10 protein-coding genes are annotated in these 8809 nt (G+C 54.0%); 2 read left to right on the top strand and 8 right to left on the bottom strand.

The features are described from left to right. A partial coding sequence (locus HYU99_07595) for a glycine dehydrogenase (aminomethyl-transferring) (GenBank protein ID MBI2340209.1) occupies positions 1-1268 on the bottom strand: 1268 nt, incomplete at its 3' end. 206 nt (positions 1269-1474) lie between these two features. Next, complete coding sequence (locus HYU99_07590; protein MBI2340208.1) at positions 1475-3244, bottom strand: SagB/ThcOx family dehydrogenase; 1770 nt, start codon at positions 3242-3244, stop codon at positions 1475-1477. 216 nt (positions 3245-3460) lie between these two features. Between HYU99_07590 and HYU99_07585 the strand changes: the two genes are divergently transcribed. Then, on the top strand, positions 3461-3955 hold the full coding sequence (locus tag HYU99_07585; protein MBI2340207.1) for an Rrf2 family transcriptional regulator: 495 nt from the start codon (positions 3461-3463) through the stop codon (positions 3953-3955). A gap of 147 nt (positions 3956-4102) precedes the next feature. Beyond that, on the top strand, positions 4103-4441 hold the full coding sequence (locus HYU99_07580) for an iron-sulfur cluster assembly accessory protein (protein MBI2340206.1): 339 nt from the start codon (positions 4103-4105) through the stop codon (positions 4439-4441). A 26-nt stretch (positions 4442-4467) separates the two neighbouring features. Here the strand turns inward: HYU99_07580 and HYU99_07575 are convergent, their stop codons facing one another. The 6 genes from HYU99_07575 to HYU99_07550 all read right to left on the bottom strand — a co-directional run. Then, a complete protein-coding gene (locus HYU99_07575; GenBank protein ID MBI2340205.1) occupies positions 4468-5127 on the bottom strand; it encodes a ferritin-like domain-containing protein in 660 nt (219 codons plus the stop codon). Positions 5128-5154: 27 nt separating this feature from the next. Next, the gene (locus HYU99_07570; GenBank protein ID MBI2340204.1) at positions 5155-6339 is read right to left on the bottom strand and encodes an FIST C-terminal domain-containing protein; all 1185 of its coding nucleotides are present in this window, start codon (positions 6337-6339) and stop codon (positions 5155-5157) included. 78 nt (positions 6340-6417) lie between these two features. Further along, entirely contained in the window at positions 6418-7332 is a 915-nt protein-coding gene (locus HYU99_07565; protein ID MBI2340203.1) for a cobalamin-binding protein, read from the bottom strand. 79 nt (positions 7333-7411) lie between these two features. Further along, positions 7412-7801 carry a glycine cleavage system protein GcvH gene (gene gcvH / locus HYU99_07560; GenBank protein MBI2340202.1) on the bottom strand — a complete coding sequence of 130 codons (390 nt, stop codon included), beginning with the start codon at positions 7799-7801 and terminating at the stop codon, positions 7412-7414. 191 nt (positions 7802-7992) lie between these two features. Beyond that, the gene (locus HYU99_07555) at positions 7993-8277 is read right to left on the bottom strand and encodes a type II toxin-antitoxin system MqsA family antitoxin (GenBank protein ID MBI2340201.1); all 285 of its coding nucleotides are present in this window, start codon (positions 8275-8277) and stop codon (positions 7993-7995) included. Between the two features lie 324 nt (positions 8278-8601). Continuing rightward, a partial coding sequence (locus HYU99_07550) for a hypothetical protein (GenBank protein ID MBI2340200.1) occupies positions 8602-8809 on the bottom strand: 208 nt, incomplete at its 5' end.

Here is an 8809-nt window from a genome sequence, read left to right as displayed (position 1 = left end):
CGGTTAACCGCGAGGTTCATCACCTGCTGGGCGATCCCGGGATCGAGTGGAATTTTGAGCGTGTCGAAGAAAGGGCGGTCGAGGACGTCGATCCCCAACTGGCTGAAACCCCTTTTAAGCCGGCAGGCCATGGTATGCACCCGCGAGGCGATCTTTTTCAACCCCTTCGGGCCGTGGTAGACGGCATACATCGAGGCCATTACCGCCAAAAGAACCTGCGCCGTGCAGATGTTGCTGGTCGCCTTTTCGCGGCGGATATGCTGTTCGCGGGTCTGCAGGGCCAGACGGATGGCCGGACGCCCCTCGGCATCTTTGGACAGGCCGACGATGCGTCCGGGAATTTTTCGTTTGTATTCGTCCCGGGTGGAAAGAAAGGCGGCATGCGGCCCGCCATAGCCGAGCGGCACGCCAAACCGCTGGGCGCCCCCCACCGCGATGTCCGCTCCCCACTCGCCCGGCGGACGAAGCAGGAGCAGGCTCAAAAGATCGGCCACCACCACCAAAAGTCCGTCTCCCTTTTTTACCTTCTCGGCAAAATCGGCATAATTTTCGATGATGCCATTCGTATCGGGATATTGAACCAGCGCACCGAGGATCGGTTCGTCAAACTGCACCGTGCGGTGATCCCCCACAACCACCTGAATTCCAAGCGGCCTGGCCCGCGTCTCCACAACGGCGATGGTCTGCGGGTGGCATGATTCGGAGATAAAAAAGAGGCGCCTTTTTTCGTCCCTCTCCCCTTTTATGGCATAAGCCATGTGCAGAGCCTCGGCAGAGGCGGTCGCCTCGTCCAACAGCGAGGCGTTGGCAACCGGCAAACCGGTGAGATCGGCGATCATCGTTTGAAAATTCAGGAGCGCCTCGAGCCGTCCTTGTGAAATTTCGGATTGATACGGCGTATATTGCGTATACCAGCCGGGATTTTCCATGATGTTGCGCAAAATCACCGACGGCGTCATGCAATCGGCATAGCCCATGCCGATAAATTGCCGAAACGTTTTGTTTTTGCGCGAGAGCTCTTTGAGTTCGAGCAACACTTCGCGTTCGGAAATTCCCTTGCCGATGTTGAGCTCGCGCTGGATCCGGATGTTGAACGGCACCGCATCGCCGATAAACGACTCCATCGTGGTGTATCCCAGCTCCCCAAGCATTTTCTGGATTTCATCCGGGTTGGGGCCGATATGCCGTGAAAGGAAGGAATCCCCCAGGGTTTCGTTGGCCACCGAATCGGCTTGGTGGATTAAAAAGATGGGATGTTTGCCTGGCATATATCTATTATAGCTCGTGGTGAGCTTGCCCCAAAGGGGCATTTCTTTTGATGCGATTCGAATGTGTAGTTAATCAACAACTGGCACGAATTCCAAGATTTTTCTACGATGATTTTTCTAGGGTGCTTTTGGACATTTCCAGGTGGAGCAATATGAAGCGCCTCTATGTTTATTCTAACATCGCGATTCCCTCATTCCACAACCCGCTATGACGATTGCGTAGATTCTGCAGGCCCATACGGCGGCAGTGTGGTAAGGCGTGGATCCTCCACGGGGCCACCCGTTGTAAAATGATACAGCGATTGAAAGGCGGTGTTCTTCAGACCGAGGACCTGGTGCACCGGGTCGTCGAAGAAGCACCCGATTCCGGTTGCGCGAATGCCAGCCGCCTCCGCTTCGAGATAGAGCACTTGGCCGATCAAACCCGTTTCCCAGAACAGGCGTCGGTAGAACCAGGGGCCCTGCTTGCGTAAGACAGGCTCAAATTCAGCGATCATGCCCAGGGAAAAGGCACCCTCGCCCGCAATGTCCTGATGACAACTTACCTGCGCGGCCAACTGGCGTAGATCGCCCTCCTGAAGCAGAAAGAGGGGAAGGTTGTCAGGACAACCGGGCGGTGATAGCCAGGCAAAATGGTCCTGCAATGCTTGGCGTAGCGTGTCCAATTTGGCAAGGTCTCGGACCAAGATATACAATCCCGATGGCAGCTCATCAACCCGATGCACAAACAGCGCGAGATGGACCGTAGGATCCCACGAAATCGCATCCCAGGGCATGGGACGCAGACTGACGTTTTGCTCCCTGCGCGGCATCACACGCTCCAGCATGGTGAAGAAACTTGCCGCAGTGATCGAGGTCTTCCCATCAAAAGCGAGGGCACTTCGTCTCTGACGGATCACCTGCCACGCCGAGAGTCGTCCTGGGCTTAAGCTTTGATTCATTGATGTCTGTACAGCAGACCCGCACTCCTTCAGCTCAACGTACTTCCGATCGGTGCTCGTCTTCCACGATTTGTCTGCGACCAAATCAATGATTTCCCAACGCACGGGTTCATCGCCGCTAAGCCGGTTGGCTTGGCCATGCCACGATCGCGGAATCAGGTTGTTCACCTCTGCTTGCTCAAGGAAAAGCGGCAGCGGGCCTCGCGAATTCGAGGAGGTAGCCGTTTCTCCGTCTGTCGGCCACACGACTGCAATGCAGTCTGGGTGTTCGCGCTCAGCCCCTTCGAAATCCTTAGAGCGGTCCAACCCAAGCAACACCGCGATGGTGTCATCCGACAATCCTTCCAACAGCATCATTCTCCATCCCAAGGTTTGAGCGGCGATGCGCGCCGTGCCAATCGCATGTCCGGCATCATGCTGGCAATATCGAAAGGCTCGCTCCCCATACTTCCAGGCTTCTCGCCAGTGAACTGAGCTTAACCCAAAGAGGAACGCATGGGGCGGAAAATCTTTCATGAGCGACTCGAAAGTTTCTTGGGTCCAATCCGCTCTTCGTTCAAGTCCATGTTCCTTGGGTGCGTAATGATAGAGTCCTGGAGTCGGCGCAAGACCAGGAACACCTCCAATCAGCAGGTAGCCCTCGGTGGGGTGTAGATTGCCACTCGATGGATTGCTTCGTAGCGCCCAGCGCACCTCGCCAACCTGCTTCCATGCCGAGAGGGCTAACGCATATTCGAAAAACCGCGAAAGCGCCCGAAGGGCGATCGGCGTGCGCGCAACCGGGCGAGGGCCATAGAGATGTTCGTAGGGTGGCGAGAGCGGCTCTTCATCGGCCTTAAGGATCGGCAAGGGAATCAGCGGGGCTCCAGGATAACGCCGGAAGGGATCCGGTTGATTGGCCCAATCCAGAAACCCAACCGAGTGTGCATACCGAAAGAAGTGGTGCTTGGTCTCTTGGTGATACCGAAGCACCTGTGAGAGGTCATCGAGGGCCTTCCCCTGTTCGGCTTGTTGTCGCTTTAGTTGCTCACTCATATGCATTGATTCCATGCCACACTGAGGCATCCACGCTCGACTTATTCCGCCGCGCAATGGCTCATTGTCAAAACGGCGGGCTTAACCATCTTGGCCAATGGCTTCAACTCGATCGTCTTTATTGGCCATGGCAAAAATACTTGACTAAATAATATAGATTTGTCAAGTTATTTGGCCAACGGCCGAATTGGTCGTAATGGGAAAGAGAAATGAGAAATGAAGCTCTGCGCCGCTGAAGAATATGGTATCCGCTGCTTGCTCCAGGTGGCTCAAGCACCGGGCAGTTTTTTGACAATCCATGAGATCGCACGTCGTGAGGATCTGTCCGCCCCCTACGTGGCCAAGCTCATGCGGGTCCTTCTGAAAGGGGGCTTCGTGCGGAGCATCCGCGGCCTGAAGGGGGGCTATGAGCTGACGCAACCTCCCCAGCGTATCAGCGTAGCAAGCATTTTAAACGTTCTGGGCAAGCGGATTTTCGTGCCGGACTTTTGCGAGTGCTACACGGGGATTGCGCGGGCATGCCGGCACAAGGTGCATTGTTCGCTCCGGCAGCTGTGGATGGCGATCGACAACATGGTCCAAAGTGCGCTTACTCGCACGATGCTGAGCGACCTTTTGTGTACGGAGTCCGAGATGGAATCCTGGGTGCGTCAGCATATCATGGCGCGCATAGCGGGTATTGAACTCCCGGCTCACGAGGGTCATGCCTGAGAGCGCGGTTTTTGTTTCGTTATAAACAATACTAATTAGTCCAGATTTGTCTCTATGAACCAATCGTTAGCCAAAAAGAAGTTGGGTCAGGTCGAAAGGAAGGACAACGAGTTCGCGTGAAAGTAAAAGACCTGAAAGGAGAAGAGTATGGGACAATTTGAAATTTCCGACTTGGCCGCACAAAAACTAAAGGCGCTCTTGGAGGCCAAAAGGAGGGACCCAGCGGTGTATGGGCTCCGCGTAGGCGTTCAGGGCGGCGGCTGTTCGGGGCTCACATACTTGATAGACTTCGACACGCCGAAGGCTGATGACAAGGTATTCACGCACCCGGCCACGGGTGTGAAGGTCCTGGTGGACCCCAAGAGCATCCTCCACCTCAGTGGCTCGACCCTCGACTATATCGAGGGGCTGATGAGCTCCAAGTTTGAGATTAAAAACCCGAACGTCAAGAGCTCCTGTGGCTGTGGCGAGTCGTTCCAAACCTAGCCACTGGTGGCTAGCCGTTTGCTTCATTAACAGCCCGGCGCACGGACGAGTCCTTTCTTCTCCGCCGCGAGTCGTGTCAACTCCTCTGCAAGGCCTAGCGTCTTTTCAACGGCCGTAGTGACCCGCATCTGATCGTTGCTGGTTTCCACCAGACGGAGCAAAAGATTTTCCCCGAGTTGGTGGTGATAGTTTTCATCAACCTGAATCGTTTCTTCGTAGAGTTTTGCGGTGGCTAGGTCCCCTTTCTCTTTCAACAGAGAAATGAACTGGGCATTTTTCACAACGGCAATCGCCTCGCGCGCAAAGGGGCCGGCGGCCGCTTTTTCGAGCGTTGTGTTGAGACTCAAGAGGTATTCCGTCAAAGGGGAAAGACTCGGCTTGAGCGGATCGTATTCATCCAGATTGGCCCCGAGCTCCTTCAACCGTTGCTCAATCAGACGGTAATGCTTCGATTCATCCCCCACTTGCCTGGCAAAGGCAAGTTTGCAAAAGGTCTCGGGGGTGTTCTCGACCCACCGGGCCCCAACGAGTGTCGCCTCCATCTCATTTTTGAGGGCGATTTTTAAGAGCATGGGAATCTCAAGTTTCCCTCTGGATTCTTCGACCAACGTTTCGTTTGGTTTAAGTTTTGCTAAGAGTCCTTCCAAATCTTTTTTCAATCCGGCAATGAATGTTGAGGTATCCATGGCTCCTCCTAAGTAACTCCCCCCCTGTTATGTTTTTCGCCTAAACAGTCCAAAAGAGCTGGTGTAACCGTGAAGAAAGGTTGTTCCATGCACCGGCCCGATCTCTCCGTTGCAAAAGAAGCCACCAAGCGGGATTTCTCCCAAATGGCGGCGAAAAAGGTCGGTGTCGTGATCGGGACGGCCATACAGACTGATCCCCCGCCCAAGACAAGAAAAAAGTAACGATCCTTCAGGGCGAACAATCGGTGATCCGCCTTGATAGCGCGAGAGAAGCTCTTCAAGGTCCTCGGTTGAGGTCACGGCGTCACGCAGGTGGAACTGGACGACCAGGTTTTCCTTGAGTTTCGCTCCGATCGCCACCGCACCCGTTTCCGGATCCATGCCGAGGATGTTGCGGATCAAGAAGTCTCCCTGGCGGTACTCCCGTTGGGATTCCTTCATCACAATCCCCAAAAAGAGGGCGTGACGAAAAAGCTCTTTATCGCTGGCATCGAGGGTTTCAAAAAGTTTCTGAAGGAGGTGAACCGGCGCTTCTCCGTCTAGTTCCTGAAGGACATTGTTCCAACACCGCGTGACGAACATCGGCGTCCCGATCGGCCGGCAACCTTGTGCAACAATCGTGTCGACATCAATATCTCCCATCATGGCGACACCGACCAGTCCCGAATGATGAACCGTCTTGCCCAGGTAGAGGGCATTGAATCCGGGCTCTCTCCCTCCGCTCGCCAGACCGCCGATCTTGTTGCTTTCTGGGAAGGCTTGGTCAAGACCCATCACGAAACGGTCTGCATCAAAACTAAATGGGTCAGGGAGGAGGAGAAAATGCGGATTCTTGTCACGGGAAACATGGAGGAGTGCCTCCCAGGCCTTCGGCCCTTCGGCTGGTTCTGGCATATCCTGCGTTTCAAGGCAAAAGGGGACAAGTTCCACATTAGGCAAAACCGCCGCCGTGACCGAAAGCCCCGGCCGTTGTTCCACCTCCCTCCCACCTCCAATGACACCGCCGGCGGAACAGCCGATCAGAAGACCTTCTCCTAAATCCTCTGAAATAAGCTGCGGCAGACGAGTGTATTCTTCACTGTAGTGTTCAGAGACAAAGACGACAACCAGATTCGGACGATCATTGCCGAGCCGTTTCCGAATGCGCCCCACGGCATCGGGAACCGCCTTTTCAAGAGAAGGCTCCTCGGAGACTGTTGAGACCCAATTCATCAATAAACAACTTACTCCTAAATTTTCTGTTTTTCCAGTTGTCGCATACGAGGTTTGGTTTTTTTCGTCGACCGAGGCCTATAGTGACTGCCAGCCATGGTTTTGGTGTCCGAAAACAAAGAGGTCCCGATGGAGGATCTCGGCTAAGATTTCCAACGACTCCACCAATCGGGGACCGGGACGATTGAAATACTGATTGCCGTCGGCAAGATAGACGCGACCCTTGCGGACGGCCCGCAGCTTAAGCCATTCCGGCTTTGTCATCAGCACCGGCATTTCTTTACGGGTCCGTTCGATGTCCCATCCACACGGCAGTGTCACAATCACTTCCGGATCCTTCTGCCGGAGCTCCTCCCAGCTCATCCAGGGAGAGTGCTTGCCCGCTTTACCGAAAAGGTTGATCCCGCCAGCCTTTAGAACCAGTTCCGGCATCCAATTTCCTGCGGCCATCAGCGGATCGATCCATTCCAGGCAAGCCACTGTGGGCTTGTTTTGCAAACGACCAGCTTTCTTTTCAATCGCGGCGATCCGTTGTTTAAGTTTTTCGACCAGCCGCCGTCCTTCCTCGGGGACGCCGAGCGCTTCCGCGACGCGACCAATGTCTGTCCACACATCCAGAAGTGAATTCGGCTCGGTCGCAACAATCCGAGGGCGCGATCCCACCCACTGGGCGAGGGCTTCCTCCAGGTCTTTCGGTGTGACGGCGCAAACTTCGCATTGGGTCTGCGTGAGGATCAGATCGGGCTTCAGCTCTCTCAGTTTGTCCGGATCGACACGGTAGATCGAAAGCGCCTGCTCCAGGAGAGTCTTCACCTGGCGGTCAATTTCTCGACCGGAGGCCTCCGTTTTGATGTTGGGCTGGCTACAAACGGGCAAGTGCGTAACCGAGGGGGGAAAATCGCATTCGTGCGACCGCCCAACGAGGCGATCCTCGCACCGGAGAGCGCAAACAATCTCTGTCGTGCTGGCAAGAAGTGAAATGACTCTCTGCATGGTTGCTATCCCCTCCTGGGCCAACTTCGAGAAAAAACGTATGCGCCCCTTTTCGGGTCGAACCATGAGGAACTACTGTCTAGGCCTGATCGCCCAAAAATTTCTCGTACTGCTCGGCGGTCATGAGGGTTTCAACATCAGCAGGGTCGGAGATTTCCACCTTGATGAGCCACCCTTCGCCATAGCAGTCCTCGTTGACAATGCCGGGGCTGTCGGTGAGCGGATCGTTGGCTTCGCTTACTTTGCCGGAGACCGGCGCAAAAATATCACTCACCGATTTCACCGATTCCAGAACACCGAAGGCTTCGTCTTTCACCACCAAGGCCCTTTCGGCGGGGAGCTCCACCATCACGATATCCCCCAACTGATCCTGCGCATAGTCGGTCACGCCGATTGTCGCCACGTTTCCGTCGACCTTCACCCATTCGTGCTCTTTCGAGTATTTGAGATCTTTCGGATAAGAAGCCATATTTTCTTTTGTCTTCTGGCCAATAAATTTCGTTTTGTCAAGTTTTACCACCCACCCCAGCCGCGCCTCCAGAGGATTGATTTCGCAAGTGATCCCGTAGAGGCGGACAAGCCTCTTTAGGGAGTGCTGGGGGCGCCAAACGGGCCGGCCGCCGATATTAGGGTTGTCGAAACTATGAGGGAAATTTACGATCAGAGATCCGCGAATTCTTCCACCGGCACCGTAAGCTCTTTTTTTACTTTCTTTCCTGAAAAATAGATGTCCTGAAATTCTTCCTCGATTTTGCTTAATGTCGGCGCTTTAAAATACTGTTCTCCACAATATTCGCAGACTTCACAAGGAACGTCATGAACAATAAGAAACTGCCCCTTTTTTTTATAAATATATTCCACCTTGTCTTGTCTGAAATTTTTATTCCCGCAAAAATGACATTTCTGACCGTTACGACAACCAACCAATCTTTTCTTTCTCCACATACAATATGAATCGGCTTGCCGTCATCGTTAAAACCGCCAATCAGGCAACTTGTCCCCCGTCCCGTATCGGGGTAATTTTCCAATATTTTTCCATTAAGCACCGCTTCCTCGATTTCGGCAATGGCAAGATCATCGTTTTGCCTTTCGTTGTCGGCATGTTTCGAAAAATAATACTCTTTTTTGCCAATTCTATCACATATCCAAGCCAATTCCAGCATGGTTTTATTCAATATAAGAGAAGAGGCTGCAAATCCAGAAGAATTGGCGGAATGGGGTACAGCAAAAGGTCATAAATCCGCGTCAGTATTTGAGGAGGGTTAATGATTAGTCCTGGGACCAGGCCGAACGAAACCCGAAATCGTTGCGGCGAAGCTCGGGATAGTCGCCGTAGCGCCGGCCGGAGCGGAAGAGCCTCGGGTAGCCGCCGGCCCAGGAATCGCCGCCGCGGAGAACCCTCCTATCATTAATTCCGACAGGCCCTATGGGATCGGCGGCTGACCTTACTCGATAGGCATTTTCCAGATACGGACCA

The sequence above is a fragment of the Deltaproteobacteria bacterium genome (assembly GCA_016183175.1).
In the GTDB taxonomy this organism is placed as follows: Bacteria; UBA10199; UBA10199; order UBA10199; family SBBF01; genus JACPFC01.
The sequence above is the reverse complement of the archived record's forward strand: the minus strand, read 5'-3'. Positions and strand labels throughout refer to the sequence as shown.